This is a genomic window from Nocardia niigatensis NBRC 100131 (assembly GCF_000308655.1).
Lineage (GTDB): Bacteria > Actinomycetota > Actinomycetes > Mycobacteriales > Mycobacteriaceae > Nocardia > Nocardia niigatensis.
The window spans coordinates 117,920-134,242 of the sequence record NZ_BAGC01000055.1 but is presented as its reverse complement, the minus strand read 5'-3'; the positions used below and the strand labels follow the sequence as shown (position 1 = coordinate 134,242).

17 protein-coding genes are annotated in these 16,323 nt (G+C 69.8%); 11 read left to right on the top strand and 6 right to left on the bottom strand.

Features of this window, described 5'->3' with window-relative positions; genetic code table 11:
• Positions 1–98 precede the first annotated feature (98 nt).
• A complete protein-coding gene (locus ON33_RS26870; protein ID WP_040861864.1) occupies positions 99–1,604 on the top strand; it encodes an MFS transporter in 1,506 nt (501 codons plus the stop codon).
• A 23-nt stretch (positions 1,605–1,627) separates the two neighbouring features.
• Here ON33_RS26870 and ON33_RS26865 read toward each other — a convergent pair whose 3' ends face one another.
• The gene (locus ON33_RS26865) at positions 1,628–2,104 is read right to left on the bottom strand and encodes an alpha/beta fold hydrolase (protein ID WP_051152843.1); all 477 of its coding nucleotides are present in this window, start codon (positions 2,102–2,104) and stop codon (positions 1,628–1,630) included.
• Positions 2,105–2,328: 224 nt separating this feature from the next.
• Here ON33_RS26865 and hutH point away from each other — a divergent pair, with 224 nt between their 5' ends.
• From hutH to hutI, 5 genes are read left to right on the top strand one after another with little or no spacing between them, the layout of a single operon-like run.
• Positions 2,329–3,873: a histidine ammonia-lyase gene (gene hutH, locus ON33_RS26860; RefSeq protein WP_040861914.1), complete on the top strand. Its 1,545-nt coding sequence runs from the start codon at positions 2,329–2,331 to the stop codon at positions 3,871–3,873.
• Complete coding sequence (gene hutU, locus ON33_RS26855) at positions 3,870–5,519, top strand: urocanate hydratase (RefSeq protein ID WP_040861863.1); 1,650 nt, start codon at positions 3,870–3,872, stop codon at positions 5,517–5,519. Before hutH ends, hutU begins: the two co-directional genes overlap by 4 nt.
• Entirely contained in the window at positions 5,520–5,744 is a 225-nt protein-coding gene (locus ON33_RS26850; protein WP_040861862.1) for a hypothetical protein, read from the top strand.
• The gene (locus tag ON33_RS26845) at positions 5,741–7,036 is read left to right on the top strand and encodes a formimidoylglutamate deiminase (RefSeq protein ID WP_040861861.1); all 1,296 of its coding nucleotides are present in this window, start codon (positions 5,741–5,743) and stop codon (positions 7,034–7,036) included. Before ON33_RS26850 ends, ON33_RS26845 begins: the two co-directional genes overlap by 4 nt.
• The gene (hutI, locus tag ON33_RS26840; protein ID WP_040861860.1) at positions 7,033–8,211 is read left to right on the top strand and encodes an imidazolonepropionase; all 1,179 of its coding nucleotides are present in this window, start codon (positions 7,033–7,035) and stop codon (positions 8,209–8,211) included. Before ON33_RS26845 ends, hutI begins: the two co-directional genes overlap by 4 nt.
• Before the next feature lie 9 nt (positions 8,212–8,220).
• Here hutI and ON33_RS26835 read toward each other — a convergent pair whose 3' ends face one another.
• The 3 genes from ON33_RS26835 to ON33_RS26825 form a co-directional block, all read right to left on the bottom strand.
• Positions 8,221–8,613 carry a nitroreductase/quinone reductase family protein gene (locus tag ON33_RS26835; protein WP_040861859.1) on the bottom strand — a complete coding sequence of 131 codons (393 nt, stop codon included), beginning with the start codon at positions 8,611–8,613 and terminating at the stop codon, positions 8,221–8,223.
• A gap of 166 nt (positions 8,614–8,779) precedes the next feature.
• Positions 8,780–9,889: an alpha/beta hydrolase family protein gene (locus ON33_RS26830; RefSeq protein WP_169336847.1), complete on the bottom strand. Its 1,110-nt coding sequence runs from the start codon at positions 9,887–9,889 to the stop codon at positions 8,780–8,782.
• Between the two features lie 142 nt (positions 9,890–10,031).
• On the bottom strand, positions 10,032–10,466 hold the full coding sequence (locus tag ON33_RS26825) for a T6SS immunity protein Tdi1 domain-containing protein (protein ID WP_157184749.1): 435 nt from the start codon (positions 10,464–10,466) through the stop codon (positions 10,032–10,034).
• A gap of 117 nt (positions 10,467–10,583) precedes the next feature.
• Here ON33_RS26825 and ON33_RS26820 point away from each other — a divergent pair, with 117 nt between their 5' ends.
• From ON33_RS26820 to ON33_RS26805, 5 genes are all read left to right on the top strand, one after another.
• The gene (locus ON33_RS26820) at positions 10,584–11,546 is read left to right on the top strand and encodes a cyclase family protein (protein WP_245550719.1); all 963 of its coding nucleotides are present in this window, start codon (positions 10,584–10,586) and stop codon (positions 11,544–11,546) included.
• 292 nt (positions 11,547–11,838) lie between these two features.
• Positions 11,839–12,678 (top strand): helix-turn-helix domain-containing protein, encoded by an 840-nt coding sequence (locus ON33_RS26815; RefSeq protein ID WP_040861857.1) that lies wholly within the window; start codon positions 11,839–11,841, stop codon positions 12,676–12,678.
• Positions 12,679–12,716: 38 nt separating this feature from the next.
• Complete coding sequence (locus ON33_RS41685) at positions 12,717–12,947, top strand: hypothetical protein (RefSeq protein ID WP_157184748.1); 231 nt, start codon at positions 12,717–12,719, stop codon at positions 12,945–12,947.
• 264 nt (positions 12,948–13,211) lie between these two features.
• Positions 13,212–14,081 carry a CE1 family esterase gene (locus tag ON33_RS38635; RefSeq protein ID WP_051152841.1) on the top strand — a complete coding sequence of 290 codons (870 nt, stop codon included), beginning with the start codon at positions 13,212–13,214 and terminating at the stop codon, positions 14,079–14,081.
• 27 nt (positions 14,082–14,108) lie between these two features.
• Positions 14,109–14,675, top strand: coding sequence for a YbhB/YbcL family Raf kinase inhibitor-like protein (locus tag ON33_RS26805; RefSeq protein WP_040861856.1), 567 nt, complete (start codon positions 14,109–14,111; stop codon positions 14,673–14,675).
• A gap of 86 nt (positions 14,676–14,761) precedes the next feature.
• Here ON33_RS26805 and ON33_RS26800 read toward each other — a convergent pair whose 3' ends face one another.
• Positions 14,762–15,550, bottom strand: coding sequence for a hypothetical protein (locus ON33_RS26800; RefSeq protein WP_040861855.1), 789 nt, complete (start codon positions 15,548–15,550; stop codon positions 14,762–14,764).
• A 102-nt stretch (positions 15,551–15,652) separates the two neighbouring features.
• On the bottom strand, positions 15,653–16,204 hold the full coding sequence (locus ON33_RS26795; protein WP_040861854.1) for a lipoprotein LpqH: 552 nt from the start codon (positions 16,202–16,204) through the stop codon (positions 15,653–15,655).
• Positions 16,205–16,323: the final 119 nt, after the last annotated feature.

Below are 16,323 nucleotides of genomic sequence, written 5' to 3'. Positions count from 1 at the left end.
CTTCGGGGATTCGCCTATCGTTTGTCGGGGCATTCGTTGGGTAGACAGAGTTCGACGGGTAGACAGCGGACACGGGAACCGGAACCCCAGGAGTCGTGATGGCGGAGGTGCTCGGCAGCGGCGGTGTGGTGCGGACTCTGGTGCCCGCCCGGATCGATCGGTTGCCGTGGTCGAGATTCCACACCCGGCTGGTGGCCGCGCTCGGGGTGGCGTGGATCCTGGACGGTCTCGAGATCACCGTGGCCAGCGCGGTCGCCGACACCCTCACCAAGCCCGAGACCCTGCACCTGTCCTCGACCGCGGTCGGCCTCATCGCGACGGTGTACCTGGCGGGGGAGGTGGTCGGCGCGCTGATGTTCGGCAACCTCTCCGATCGCCTGGGCCGGCGCAAGCTGTTCCTGGTCACCCTGGGCATCTACCTGCTCGGAAGCGGGCTCACCGCCGCCACGCTCGGCAATGGCGCGGGCTGGGTGGTCTTCCTGTACGTCACCCGCTTCATCGCGGGTACCGGCATCGGCGGCGAGTACGCGGCCATCAACTCCGCCATCGACGAGCTGATCCCGGCCCGCTATCGCGGCCGCGTCGACATCGCGGTGAACGGAACCTATTGGGCCGGAGCGATCATCGGCACCCTGGGCACCTACATCCTGCTCAATCACCTGAGCCTGTCGCTGGGCTGGCGGCTGGGCTTCCTCATCGGTCCGGTGCTGGGCCTGGTGATCCTGCTGGTGCGCCGCAATCTGCCGGAGAGCCCGCGCTGGCAGATCATGCACGGGCGAGCCCGGGACGCGGAAGCGTCCATCGAGGAGATCGAACGCGAAGTGGAGGCCGCGGGCGTCTCGCTGCCGGTGGTCGATCAGTCCCGGGCCATGACGGTGAAACCGGCCGAGAGCATCGGCTATCTGGCGCTGACCCGGGTGCTGTTCCGTGAGTATCCGCGCCGCGCGATTCTCGGCGCGAGTCTCATGATCAGCCAATCGTTCCTGTACAACGCCATCTTCTTCACCTACACGCTGGTGCTCGGCAAGTTCTACGGGGTGCCGTCCGGGTCGACGCCCATCTATCTGATCGCGTTCGCGGTCGGAAACCTGGCCGGGCCGCTCACCATCGGACATCTCTTCGATACCATCGGCCGCCGCCGCATGATCGCGGGCACCTACATTCTTTCCGGTGTGCTGCTGGCGATCTCGGCCGTGCTGTTCTACGCGGGCGCGCTCAATGCGATCACCCAGACGGCATGCTGGTGTGTCATCTTCTTCTTCGCGTCGGCAGGTGCGAGCTCGGCCTATCTCACCGTGAGCGAGATCTTCCCGCTCGAGGTGCGAGCCAAGGCGATCGCCGTATTCTTCGCCATCGCACAGTGTTTCGGCGCGCTCGGGCCCGTCATCTACGGTGCGCTGATCGGAGACGGCTCACATCCGGTTCGCCTGTTCCTCGGCTATCTGCTCGGCGCGGCCGTCATGGTCGCGGGCGGTGTGGTCGCCCAGCTGCTCGCGGTGGACGCCGAGGGCAGGCCGCTCGAGGACATCGCTCTGCCGCTGGCGGCCACCCGGCGTGAGGGCACGACCCGGGCGGAGGGTGCGGGGGCGCCGTTCTCAACCTGAGTTCGACAGTCCCGCACCGTATCTCAGTTGGCGAGCGACTTCATCCAATCGAGCACCGCCGCGTGATAATCGCGAGTGTTCGGCGCCAGGTTGATGGCGTGGCCGCTGTCGGGGAGCACGAAGGTGCGCAGCTGCGCCGCGGGCGAGAAATACGGCTGTTCGGCCGCGTCCAGCGTCGGCGTATCGGTACAGGTGCTGAAGCCGGGACCACACACCATGCGGTCCCGGCTGCCGTCCACGACGAGCACCGGGACCGTGATGAGGCTCGACATGCCGGGCAGCGTGGAGAGCAGCCCGTCGGGATACTCGGTGAGGGAGAAGATCTCCTTGTTGGCCTCGTCGAGCGCGACGACCTCCGGATCCGGGTTCGTGCCGTAGAAGTCGGCGGCGCGCGTCCCGGCGCGGGTCACCAGATAGCCGGAATCGTAACCGCGCCGGGCGAATTCGGGATCGTCGACCGCCTGATGATAGGTGCTGATCACGCCGAGCACGTCGGGCACGCTGAGGGTGTGCGAGTAGCCGGTGAGCAGGACGCCGGTTGTGGTCGCCCGCGTCGGATGGGTTCGCCCCGGCGCTCATGCGGCCCGGGCCCGGTGCCCGGCGAATCCGTCAATGCGGGTACACCGGAAGATCCGGCACGTTGCACGCCAGATTGCCGGAAAAAGCGGCGAAACCGGGTCGTGGGTACTCGATCTGTGCGGCCGTACGCGCTGAAATGGTGCCCATGACGCGAATCGGAACCGAACGGGTGCCGGTGGGAGCGGGACCCCTGACGCGGGCGGCCGTGGTGGCGGTGGCCCGGCGCGGGGCGCGGGTGGACCTGGACGCGGACGCGCTGGCCGAACTGGCGCGAGTGCGGCAGCACATCGACGCGCTGGCGCACAGCGACCGTCCGGTCTACGGGGTGTCGACCGGATTCGGGGCGCTGGCACTGCGCCACATTCCGCCGGATCGGCGAACCGATCTGCAGCGCTCGCTGATTCGCTCGCACGCGGCCGGGGCCGGCGCCCCCGTCGAGGCCGAGGTGGTGCGCGCCATGATGCTGCTGCGGTTGCGCACCCTTCTGTCCGGGCACACCGGGGCGCGGCCCGAAACCGCCCGGGCGCTGGCGGGACTGCTGGACAGTGGGCTGATTCCGGTTGTGCCGGAATATGGTTCGCTGGGCTGTTCGGGCGATCTGGCCCCGCTGGCGGCGGTGGCGCTGGCCCTCATGGGCGAAGGCTCGGTGCTCGGACCGGACGGTCCGCGCCCGATCGGGCCCGCGTTGGCGGAGCACGGGCTGACGCCGATCACCCTGGCGGAGAAGGAGGGTCTGGCCCTCACCAATGGCACCGACGGCATGCTGGGCATGCTGGTGCTGGCCATCGAGGACCTGCGCCGGCTGTTCGACCTGGCCGACCTGACCGCGGCCATGAGCGTGGAGGCGCAGCTGGGCACCGACCGGGTGTTCGCGGCCGATCTGCAGGAGCTGCGCCCGCATCCCGGGCAGGCGGTGTCGGCGGCGCGTATGCGGGCGGCGCTGGCCGGGTCGGAGATCGTGGCCAGCCACCGGGGTGAGGACTGCCCGCGCGTGCAGGACGCGTATTCGCTGCGATGCGCGCCGCAGGTGCACGGCGCGGCCCGTGACACCCTGGACCACGCCGAGACCGTTGCCGAACGCGAATTGCGTTCCGCCATAGACAATCCCGTGGTGCTGTCCGACGGCCGGGTGGAGTCCAACGGGAACTTCCACGGCGCGCCCGTCGGCTACGTCCTGGACTTCCTGGCGATCGCCATCGCCGACGTGGCCGGCATCGCCGAACGCCGCACCGACCGCATGCTGGACGTGCACCGATCCCATGGGCTGCCCGCGTTCCTGGCCGCCGATCCGGGCGTCGACTCCGGCTACATGATCGCCCAGTACACGCAGGCCGGGGTGGTGTCGGATCTGAAGCGATGCGCGGTCCCGGCCTCGGTGGATTCCATCCCCTCCAGCGCCATGCAGGAGGACCACGTGTCCATGGGCTGGGCGGCGGCCCGCAAGCTACGGCGTGCCGTCGACGGTCTCACCACGGTGCTGACCATCGAATTGCTGACCGCCGCCAGGGCCTTGGACTTCCGCGCACCTCTCCGGCCCGCCCCGGTGACCGGGGCACTGCGGGATCTGGTGCGGGCGCGGGTGCCGGGGCCCGGACCCGACCGCCACCTGGCGCCGGATATCGCCGCCGTGGCCGACCTGGTGCGGTCGGGTGCGGCGGATCACCTTCTCGACAAGGGGGTTTCGTCATGACCAGAACCGTCCGCGCCGCGCGCGGCGCCACCCTCACCGCCCGCACCTGGCAGACCGAGGCGGCCTGGCGCATGCTGCACAACAATCTGGATCCCGAGGTGGCCGAGCGGCCACAGGATCTGGTCGTCTACGGCGGCACCGGCCGGGCGGCCCGGGACTGGCCCAGCTTCGACGCCATCGCCCGCACTCTGCTCGACCTGCGCGCGGACGAGACCCTGCTGGTCCAGTCCGGCCGGCCGGTCGGCGTGCTGCGCACCCACGAGTGGGCGCCGCGCGTCCTCATCGCCAACTCGAATCTGGTGCCGGACTGGGCGAACTGGCCGGAGTTCCGCCGGCTGGAGGCGGCCGGGCTGACCATGTACGGGCAGATGACCGCAGGGTCCTGGATCTACATCGGTACCCAGGGCATCCTGCAGGGCACCTACGAGACCTTCGCGGCCGTGGCCGCCAAGCGATTCGGCGGTACCCTGGCCGGAACCCTCACGCTCACCGCGGGTCTGGGCGGCATGGGCGGGGCGCAACCGCTGGCCGTCACCATGAACGGCGGGGTGGCGCTGTGCGTGGAGTGCAATCCGCGGCATGCCCGCCGCCGGGTCGAGACCCGGTACCTGGACGAGATCGCCGAGGATATCGACGACGCCCTGGCCCGGGTGCTGACCGCCAAGGCCGAACGGCGGCCACTGTCGGTGGGGCTCATCGGCAATGCCGCCGAGGTCCTGCCCGAACTGCTGCGCCGCGACGTAGACGTGGACATCGTGACCGATCAGACCTCGGCTCACGATCCGCTGACCTACCTGCCGATCGGGGTCGCGCTCGAGGATTGGGACGACTACGCGCGCCGCAAACCCGACGAATTCACCCGTCGCGCCCGGGATTCCATGGCCATCCACGTCGGCGCCATGGTCGGATTCCTGGATCGCGGCGCGGAAGTCTTCGACTACGGCAATTCCATTCGCGGCGAGGCGAAGCTGGCCGGATACGAGCGCGCGTTCGACTTCCCGGGCTTCGTGCCCGCCTACATCCGGCCGCTGTTCTGCGAGGGCCGGGGACCTTTCCGCTGGGTCGCCCTGTCCGGCGATCCGGCCGATATCGCCGCCACCGATCGCGCCATCCTCGAGCTGTTCCCCGAGCAGGAATCCCTCGCCCGCTGGATCCGCCTGGCGGGTGACCGTGTCGCGTTCCAAGGTCTGCCCGCCCGCATCTGCTGGCTCGGCTACGGCGAACGGCAGGCCGCCGGACTGCGATTCAATGAACTGGTCGCGGGCGGCGAGGTCGCGGCGCCCCTCGTGATCGGGCGCGACCACCTCGACTGCGGGTCGGTCGCCTCCCCTTACCGGGAGACCGAATCCATGGCGGACGGGTCCGACGCCATCGCGGACTGGCCACTGCTCAACGCACTCGTCAACACCGCGTCCGGGGCCAGCTGGGTGTCCATCCACCATGGTGGCGGCGTGGGCATCGGGCGCTCCATCCACGCCGGGCAGGTCACCGTCGCCGACGGCACGCCCTTGGCCGCGCAGAAGCTCGAACGGGTTCTCACCAACGACCCGGGTATGGGCGTCCTGCGGCACGTCGACGCCGGATACCCGGAGGCCGAGGCGGTCGCCCGCGACAAGGGCGTTCGAATTCCCCTGTGGGAGGACTGAATGCGCGACAGGCCCGGTCACCTCGGCCGCGATGACGAAACCCTGACGCGCATCGGCACTTTCGTCGAACCGCATGTCGAGCAGGGAAAGGGCCTCGTGCACCTGGACGCCCCGCTGGCGGTCGGCAGCGGCATCAGCCACGCGCCCGAGGAATTCGCCGAACCGTGCGACATCGACCACGGCACAGCGGAACTGGCCCGCGTGCTGCGGAGTCCGGCCGGATGAGCACCTACTGGTGCCCGCGGGCGTGGCTGCCGTCGGGAGTCGCCGAGGGAGTCCGCATCGATATCGCGGAGGGCGTCATCGTCGCGGTATCGAGCGGCGAGAAGGCCAGCGGGACAGTCTTGCCCGGCATGATCGTGCCCGGGTTCGCCAATGCGCACTCCCACGCCTTCCATCGGGCGCTGCGCGGGCGGACGCACGCGGAGCGCGGCAGCTTCTGGAATTGGCGAGAGCGCATGTACGCGGTGGCGGGGAAATTGGAGCCGGACTCGTACTACCGGCTGGCCCGGGCCGTGTACGCGGAGATGGTGCTGGCGGGATACACCAGCGTCGCCGAGTTCCACTATCTACATCACGCGGCGCACGGGCAGCGGTATGCCGATCCCCACGAGTTCTCGCACGCGCTGGTCGCGGCCGCCGGTGACGCCGGGATCCGGCTGACGCTGCTCGATACATGCTATCTGGCAGGCGGATTCGGGCAGCCCACCTCCGGTGTGCAGCAGCGCTTCGACGACGTTGACGCCGAGGCCTGGGCGCGGCGGCTCGAATCCTTCGTTCCGGCAGGCGAACTGGTCATCTCCGGAGCCGCGATCCATTCGGTGCGCGCCGTTCCGGCCGAGCAGTTGGCCATCGTGGTGCGCGGCGCGGGGGACCGGCCCTTGCACGTCCACTTGTCCGAGCAGCCGCGGGAGAACGAGGAATGCCTGGCGGTCCACGGGTGCACGCCAACCGAATTGCTCTCGGCCGCAGGGGCTCTCACTCCGCGCACGGTGGCCGTGCACGCGACCCACCTCACGCCGGGTGATATCACCGCACTCGCGAGCGGGTGGGTCTGTCTGTGCCCCAGCACGGAAGCCGACCTCGGGGACGGCATCGGTCCCGCCCGTACGCTGGCCGACGCCGGTACGCGGCTCGCGCTCGGCAGTGACGGGCAGTCGATCATCGACCCGTGGTTCGAGGCGCGGGCGCTGGAACTGCACGAGCGGCTCGCGAGCGGTCGGCGCGGCCGGTTCGGGACGGGCGAATTGCTTTCCGCCGCAACGGCACACGCCGCATCGGGGTGGACCAACCTGGGCGCGATCGCGCCCGGCCGCGACGCCGATCTGGTGTGCCTGGACACCGCCTCGCCGCGGACAGCGGGCGCGGAGGGCGCCGGCGTCCTCTTCGCGGCCACCGCAGCCGACGTGACGGATGTGATGGTCGCCGGACGCTGGATGGTCCGCGACCGGTTCCACCGCACCATCGGCGACGTGGCCGCCGCCCTCGGCACCGAGATAGGAGCGCTGTGGCAGTGAACCCGGCCGCCACCGTACTCACCGGCATCGGCGAACTCACCACCAACACCGAGGAACTCGGCGTCCTGCACAACGCCGCGCTGGTGATCGAGGGCGATCGGGTGCGCTGGATCGGCCCCTCGGCATCGGCCCCGGCCGCCGATCATCGCGTCGACGCCGGCGGCCGCGCCGTCCTGCCCGGCTGGGTGGACAGCCACACCCACCTGGTCTTCGCCGGGGACCGCACCGCGGAATTCGGCGCCCGCATGGCCGGAATCCCATACTCCGCGGGCGGAATCCGCACCACCGTCGAGGCCACCCGCGCCGCCACCGACGACGTCCTCGCCGCCAATCTCCGCCGCCTGCGCGCCGAGGCCCTGCGCCAGGGCACCACCTATCTGGAGACCAAGACGGGGTACGGCCTGACCGTCGCCGACGAGAAGCGGTGCGCCGCACTGGCCGCCGAGGTGGCCGACGAGGTCACCTTCCTGGGCGCCCACGTGGTCCCGCCCGAGCTCTCCGCCGACGACTACCTCGATCTGGTCTGTGGTCCGATGCTCGACGCCGTCGCTCCCCACGTCCGCTGGATCGACGTCTTCTGTGAGACCGGCGCTTTCGACGCCGCGCAATCCGCGCGGGTCCTGGAGGCCGGTCGCGCCCGTGGCCTGGGGCTGCGAGTCCACGGCAATCAACTCGCACCCGGCCCGGGCGTCCGGCTCGCCGTCGAACACGGTGCCGCCAGCGTGGACCACTGCACCCACCTCACCGACGCCGACATCGAGGCGCTGGCCGCCTCCACCACCGTCGCCACCCTGCTGCCCGCCTGCGATCTCTCCACTCGCCAACCGCTGGCCCCCGCCCGCCGTCTCCTCGACGCGGGTGCCCGAATCGCGTTGGCCACCAATGCCAACCCCGGCAGCTCCTACACCACCGCCATGGCGTTCTGCGTCGCCACCGCGGTCCTCCAGATGCGGCTCACCTTCCCCGAGGCCCTCTGGGCCGCCACCGCGGGCGCGGCCCGATCTCTCGGCCACGATCTCACCGCCCCCGGCGCGATCGGTGTCCTGCGTCCCGACTCCGCCGCCGACCTCCACATCCTCGACGCGCCCTCCGCCCTCCACCTCGCCTACCGCCCCGGCGTTCCCCTCACCTGGTCCGTCTGGCGGCACGGTGAGGAGGTGGTCGAGCCACGATGAGCCGCGGCCTCAATCCAGATCGATGCGCACGGTCAGGAGGTCGGTGCCGACCACGCGTACGGTCGCGCTATTGGCCCTCGGGAGGGTACGCAGACGCGCGATCGGGTCGTCGTCGGGCAACAGGTGCGCGGTTCCGGTGTACCAGCGGCCCCGAAGGCGCAGGCGGACGCGGGGATCAGCCTCGATATTGCGGATGTACTGGGACCGGGTGCCGAACTCGGACACCAGCCAGAAGGACGCGCCGGAGCGGCGGCCGCCGATGGGGGTCAGACGGGGCCGGCCGCTGACCCGCCCGGTGGTCTCCAGCAGGGTCTGGATGGGCAGGCGGCGCAGGATCGGGTTGCCCACCCTGCGTTGAAAGCTCGTCACCACGGCATGTTGCAGATCGCGTCGGCTCGCCATGGCCCGACGCTAGCCGCCCGCCGCTCACCGCGCCAGTTGCAACGCCAGTGTCGCCGCGGCGGGAGCCGGATAGAGCAGCGGGAAGGGGGCGGTCCTGTCGGAGTGGGCGGGGATGGTGGTGGCCGCGTGAATGACGAAACGGGAGCCCGCGGAGTGGCTGCGGGGATCAGGGCAGGTGGGATTGCAGGAAGGTCAGCGCGTCGGGGAGCGAGGCGAGGAACGCGCCGCTGTGGTCCTTACCCGGGTAGGCCGTCACGGTGATCCGCACCCAGGGGTTGCGGGCCTGCAGGGCCGGACCGTAGGCGGGGGTGTCGGCCGGGGGAACGTCGATGTCGGCGGTCCCGTACCCGATCATGAGGTCGGCGGGGACCACGTCCTCCGGATAGGAGACCAGCGATCGGATGTCCGCCTCGAAGGTCGGGGTGGGGTTGTCCGGATCGGCGACCAGGGCCTCGGGACGGCGGCCCTCGGCGGCAGCCACCAGATCCGAAAGGCATGTGGTGGCGGCCTTTTCCACGTACCGCCGGCCGAAGTCGGTCAGGTACGGGGTGACGGTGCCCGGGTTCAGCTCCTCGAGAGTGGCCAGGTAGTAGCCCGCGTAGCCGACCTGGTTGTCGGAGCCGGTGGAGCCACGCCGGAACATCTCCCGCAGACTCTTGGCGGGATTCGTGCGCAGGCCGGTCGCGATCACCCCGGTGAGACCTCGGACAGCGGAAGGGTTGCGGCCGTACAGGGCCGCCGCGCTCATGACCGCGTGCGCGCCCTCGGACTGGCCGATGAGCGCCCAGTGCGCCGTCAACGGGACGGGCAGACCGCGCACGGCCGTGATCGCGTCGAGAATGGAACGGCCCTCGACCTCGGTGTTGTAGTAACTGAAATCGCCGCCGGTACCCAGACCCTGATAGTCGGGCGCCAGCACGGCATACCCTCGATCCAGAATCTGGTTGAAATATAAGCGATTTCGCTCCGACTGCGGCCGGTGCGAGGGCGCGCAGTCATTGCCGATCCCGGTCGTCCCGTGCGCCCACACCACCAGCGGCCAGCCACCCTGCGGCGGCAGCCCGGCCGGCACATACAGCGCCGCTCCGGCGCGCGCCGTCCGCTCCCGCTGATCGACGGTCGAGTAGGTGAAGCCGATCGACGCCGCGGCCTTGTCGAAAGACCATGCGCTGTTCAGCAATTCGATCCCGCTCAGCCGCCCGAGCTCGCCGTTGTCGGCCAGCGCCGGTCCGGCCGTGGCGGCCAGGGTGGCGGTCAACGCGGCACAGACACTCACCGCCCCCGCCGTCAATGCGACCCGCCGGACCGTGGCTGCGAACCTCCGACGAACCGGCATGGCCATCACTCCCTTTCGGCGGGCAACGCCCCGACCATACCGTCCCGCGCGCCTCCGGACGGGCACCCGAGCCCGTTGGGCGTCAATCGAATTCTTGGGCCTGGGCCACCAGATCGAAGAAGACCCAGACGCCGCCCTTCTGGTACGAGTCCGGTGTCTCCGGGCCGCCCAGGAACGGGTACGGGGTGGCGATGTAGACCTCGTCGTCGGCCAGGGGACCCAGGCGGCGGCGGATCTCGGCGACGTGGCCGGGCTGAAGGACATAGGTGATGACGTTCGGGTCGAAGAGGACCCTGCTCACGAACTCGGTGATCTCGGTGAAGACGCCGTAGGGCTTCACACCGGGGCTGTAGGGATCGAGGATCCCGTACTCGCCGGTCCGGCTGCTCATCAGGAACGCGTAGCCCAGATCCGAATAGCCGACCACCGTGTCGAACTGCGGATAGTGCTCGGCCCAGGCCGGCATCACCCGGTCCATACGCTGGTCGCCGATCAATCGGAAGGGAACGCTGGTCACTGCGCCCATCCAACCAGACCGGCGATCGGGACCCGGCCTCGACAGGTCCGACCGCACAACGCGAAGATCGAGGAACCCGTCGCAGTGGAGGTGCCCGTGACCGAAGGATGGCGCGAAGTGGCTGAGCGCGTGCGCAACTGGGGTCGCTGGGGCGACGACGACCAGCTCGGCACCCTGAACCTGCTCACCCCGGACCGCATCGCCTACGCCGCCACCCGGGCGCGCACGGGCCGCACCATCCAGCTGGGCATCCCGTTCGACGCCTACGGCCCGCAGGGGTCCAGCGGCTTCCGGCGCAATCCCATCCACCTCATGGCGGTGGACGGTGGCGACGCGAACGCCGCCGCCGCCCTGTCCGGGTGGGGCGGCAAGACCGAGGCGCAGGTGACGGGCATGTACGCCGCGGGCCCGATGCGCTTCAACGACGACTACATCATGATGCCGCTGCAGACCGCCACGCAGTGGGACGCGCTCTCCCACGTGTACTACGACGGCCTGCTCTACAACGGCTACCCGGCGAGCGCCGTGACCAGCTTCGGCGCCACCGAGCTCGGCATCGAGCACGTCGCCGAGCGCGGTGGTGTGGTGGGCCGCGGCGTGCTGCTCGACGTGGCCCGGCATCGCAAGCTGGATCGGCTCGCAGCCGGGACCGTTGTCACGCCACAGGATCTGCAGGCGACCGTGGATGCACAGGACGTCGAGCTGCGACCCGGCGACATCCTGCTCGTCCGCACCGGCTGGTGGACCCGCTTCCTCGAAACCCGCAGGGCCGCCGAATGGTTCAGCGGCAGCCCCGGCCTGAGCTGGCGATGCGCGGAATGGCTGTACGAGCACGACATCGCCGCGGTCGCGGTGGACAATCCGGCCGTCGAGGTCATGCGCCCCGAGGACGGCGTCATGCTGCCGCTGCACATGCTAGCCCTGCGCGACATGGGACTCCCGCTCGGCGAGATCTGGGACCTCGAAGCCCTGTCCCGCGACTGCGCCGAGGACGGCGTCCACGACTTCCTGCTGTGCGCGCCCGCCCTGCGGATCCCGGGCGCGGTCGGCACACCGATCAGCCCGATCGCCATCAAATAGTCAGGCCGGGAACACCTTTCAGCACCGCCGCCGGCACCAGCGCGGCGATGAAGACCACCTGTACCGGCGTCGGCAGCAACGGCATTGACGTGATGCCGATATCGGCGCGGGCCGCCCGGACATTCGCCGGGAACAGGAATGCCAGGGGAGAAACGGCCCAGACGGGACAGGTGTCGTCAGAAGCGGCTGCTTATTCTGGAGATCCACTGTGGTCGTCCGAACCGGATGCCGGGGCGAGGCTCGGCCGTATGGGCCCGAAACCTGGGGCGGCCCGGTAGATTCGGGACCGCTCATGGTCAAGAACGGACAGCCCATCCGGACGCTGCAGTACGCGCCGCCGACCGGTTCCAGTACCGGTCTCGAACTGCTGACCTTCGATCAGCTACGCCGGATGCCGGTGGTCGCCGTGCCCGAGGTGATTCGCGGCGAGTTCCACGTCCTGGCCCGCTGCACCGCCGGAATCGGGCGCGTGACCATCGATTTCGTCGCCCATGAACTCACCGCGGACACGGTCGCCTGGATCCGCCCGGGCTGGACCCACCGCTGGGACGACATCGCCGAACTGAAGGGCGATCTCATCCTGTTCCGCTCCGAACTCGTACCCGCCGCCGCCCTCGGACACCTGCCGTCCCCGTCCACACCCCCGGTGGTGACGGCGAATCCCCTGACCGACTCCGCCTTCGAGCATCTGACCGGCGAATACGCCGCCGATCCGCCGAGTACGGCCATCCTCCACCACCTGCTCAGCGCGGTGACGCTGCGGCTGGCCGCCGGCCTGCCCGCGCTGCCCGACCCCACCGATCTCTTTCACCGGTTCGCTCGCTTGACCGAGCGGTACCACTCCGAGACCCGCGAAGTCTCCTGGTACGCGGCCCAACTCGGCTACTCGCCGCGCACTCTCTCCCGGGCCGTGCAGGCGGCCACCGGCACCACCGCCAAGCAGTACCTGAACGCCCGGGTCGTCCTCGAAGCCCAACGCATCCTCGCCCACGAACCCGTCACCACCACCGAATGCGCCCGCCGCCTCGGCTTCGACGACCCCGCCAACTTCACCAAGTTCTTCCGCACCCACACCGCCACCACACCCACCCGCTTCCGCCTCGACCTCACCGAGCGCCCGCCCGGCCGGTAGGTGTGTGCGAACCCCGGCAGCACGCGATAGGAGGACACGTGTCGCCGGGGAAGACCGCGACGCCGAGCGTGCCGCCCATCCCCCCGGATCACGCGGTGCGCTCGGCGCACAATGTGCTGAAGTTCGGTCCGTTCGCGGGCGCGGTCGTGCAGGCGGCCAACACCAATCCCAAGTCCGCGGGCCTTGCCTGGCGTCAGGCCGGTGGCGGAAGGGGATGGCCCCGGGCATCGGGGTGCCCAGGTCGAATCTGGGTGGTCTGGACGGCATAGCTGTCGGGCAGCGGAGTGCGCTGCCCGTTGATGTCGATCTTGGCGTCGTCGGTGAAGCGCGGGCTGCCAGCACGCCAGTGGAGGAGCCGGGGGCGTGAGCAGGGACCACCCGATGGCCGCGCCGATGAAGGCGCTGCCGGTGCCGCCGATTACACCGCCGATAGGGCGTAACAGCTTCGAAGGGCTTTCGGTCGGCGGTCGATATCGGGGTCCCCGCCTACAGTGGGGTGGGATTTTCGGGAACCACCGCTAGGAGGGACGACCGTGGCCGCTGACCTGGTCGAAGGCGCATTGAGTATCGACGGATCACGCCGGACCTTCGGGGTGCGCCCGCCGGCGCGGAAGGACGCGCCACTGGTACTGGTACTGCACGGAAATCAGGGCCCGTCCACCACCGAGCGGCTGATGTACGACTGGACCAGCTTCGCCCGGCACGCCGACGAGTGGGGGATCGGCGTCGTCTACCCGGACGGACTGGACGGGTGCTGGGCCGACGGACGTGGCGTCACCACTGCCGATGCGGAGGGGGTCGATGATGTCGCCTTCCTCCGAGCCGTGATCGACTGGTGCGCAGAGGAATTCGATACCCATGGCGACCGTGCGATCGTCACCGGTATCTCCAACGGCGCGTTCATGTCCCACCGGATGGCCCTGGAAGCCAGTGATCAAGTGGCGGTGTTCGCGGCCGTCGCGGGCGGGCTGCCCGAGGCGCTGACCACGATCCGGCCCGGGTACGCGGTGTCGGCCATGCTCATCAACGGTGACGCCGATCCGGTGGTGCCGATCGCGGGCGGTCACTCCCGCCGCCTCGGCCCGGATGGCGAATTGCGTGGTCGGACACGAGGATTGGCGGACTCCGCGCGGTACTGGCGCGAACTCGACGGCTGTACCGGGCCGGGTGAAACCGTCTCCACCGAGCGGTCGGCCCGCACCACGGTGAGCCAGGGCATGGGCGGCACCGTGGTCTCGGAATGGGCGGTCTTCGGCGGCGGGCACACCTGGCCCGGCACCCCGGTTCCGGAACAGTGGGCCGGTAGCCCGGGTTCGGCGGTGTCGCTGGAATTCGATGCCGCCGAGCAGATCTGGCGCTTCGCCGCGCCGCTGCTGCTGCCGGCGGACGCCCGCAAGCTCTGACAAGTTCAACTCTCCGAAGGAGAAGGAATGGCGATCATCGGCAGACTGCTGCGCAACCGGCGTGCCGCGCCCGAGGATCTGGCCTGGTCACGGCCCAATCTGGCGGACGGCAAGGTCTTCGAGGTGACCAGCGCTGATTTCGAGCACGAAACGTTCCTGGATATCCGGCACGCCATGAAACGGGTCGGGGGACAGGACCTGTCGCCCGCGCTGGCCTGGTCGGGAGTGCCCGCGGACACCGCGCAGCTGCTGCTGGTGGTGGAGGATCAGGACGCGCCGTTCGGCGGTCCGTTCGTACACGCGCTAGCGTTGCTCGATCCGGCGATCAGCGAACTACCCAGCGGCGCATTGGCTTCCGGCGCCGCGATCGAGGGTGTCGGGGTACTGCGCTCGAGCTGGGGCCGCGGATACCTGGGACCGGGTCCGGTCCCGGGACACGGGCCGCACCGATACGTCTTCCAGCTCTTCGCGCTGACCGAACCCGTCACCCTGCCCGGCGGCGGCGCTCCCGAATCGGCCAAGCCGCAGGCGGTGCTGGCCGCGGCCCGGGCACACGGGCGGGGCCGGATCGACGGTTTCTACGAACGTCCCTGACCGGAATCGGCGACGATCAGGCCCGGGTATGACGAAGAGCCGCGGTCCGAGTGGACTTGCGGCTCTGTGCTTTTCGGATATCACGGTCAGTTGGCGGTGTTGACGGGCAGCGACAGCACCACCTCCTGCTCGTTCTCGGGCAGGTAGTGGACGCCCACCACGCGGCCGACCTGGACCATCGAGACCGCCGCCGGGGGCAGGAACTTCTCGGTTCGCGCCTCGTAGGTGCTGCCGTCCGGGCGGGTCACCACCAGCACCAGATCCAGGCGCGAGTGGCCGTCGCGGATCTCGCCGGGCACCGACAGCGACCGGACCACGGCCTGGGCCGCGATGCCGCGGCGGGCGATGTCGATCTTGGCGGGGGTGGTGAAACCCTTGCGAATCATGGCCGCGTTCATGGCCTCCTGCGCCGCCGAGGTGTCACCGGACAAGTCCACCTCGACCTTGTCCAGATTGCCGGGCAGGTAGCGGACCGGCAGCACCACGCCGGGCCGCAGCAGCGCCAGCTGGGTCAACGGCACGATCATCTTGGCGTGCGAGGCGAACACCTTGCCGTCGGCGCCCTCGACTCGGAAGTCGATGCGCACCTGCGGCTGCTCGTTGAGGTAGACGCCGGTCTGCCGGACACCCTCGACGGTGCCCAGACCCACCAGGCCATCACGGAACTGGGAGCTGTTGTTGCCGGTGAAGGCGGAGATGATGCCGTCGCCGGTGAAGGCGAAGGCGATCGGGACGACGGTCAGGGCGATGATCGGCAGCGCCATCTGCGGGCCGACCCAGCCGAACACGCTGTCGGAGGTGAGGCCGTGCCACAGGTAGTAGCCGATGGCCAGGACGCCGAAAGCGAGTGCTGCGTAGCGAATTTGATTCTTCATGAGCTTTCCGTATCGAAGATATGGGGGAAGAGCCCGCTCATGCCCGATGGCACGAGCGGGGAGTACAGGGCCCCGCCGTCGGGGCCGGTGGACGGAGCCGGCTCAGCCGCCGACGATGGTGCTGCAGGCGAAGACGATCTCGAACTTCTCGGTCTTCGGACCCGCCAGCGGGTTGGACAGATCGGGGGTCCCGACGCCCTCGCCCGTGACGGTGAAGGTGGTGCCGCTCTTGGTGACCTTGGCATTGCCGCCCGGCATGCCGTTGCCGAAGCCGAGCGCGTACGGCTGGCCGTTGTCGCCGCCCTTGGTGCCGGTGATGCCGACCGCCTGCACGGTGGTGTCGCCGGTGATGGTGGCGCTCGCGGCGAGCGTGCCGTAGGTGGAATTGCCGTTGTCGGTCAGCGCCAGTGCCAGATTGCCGCCCTGCTTCACGCAGTTGGTATCGAACTTGGCCGTGATCGCCTTGCCGCCGACCGAGGCCGAGGACGCGCCGCCGGCGGGGGCCGCCGAGCCCGGGGCCGCGGAGGTGGCAGCGGCGGTGGTCGAGCTGGGCTTGGAGCTGCTCGAGTTGCTGGAGCAGCCGGTGACCAGCAGGGCCGCCGCGGCGGTGGCGGCGAGGACGGCGGTGGTCAGGCGGACGGGCTTGGTGTTCATAATGATTCCTCGTTCTCTCGATGCTGGCTCCGTGGTGGAACCGATGACAGAACAGTAGGAATCGGCACTGCGCCTACCGATCCCAACTTCCGGCGCGCGAGCGGCGGGGAAGCTGGGCT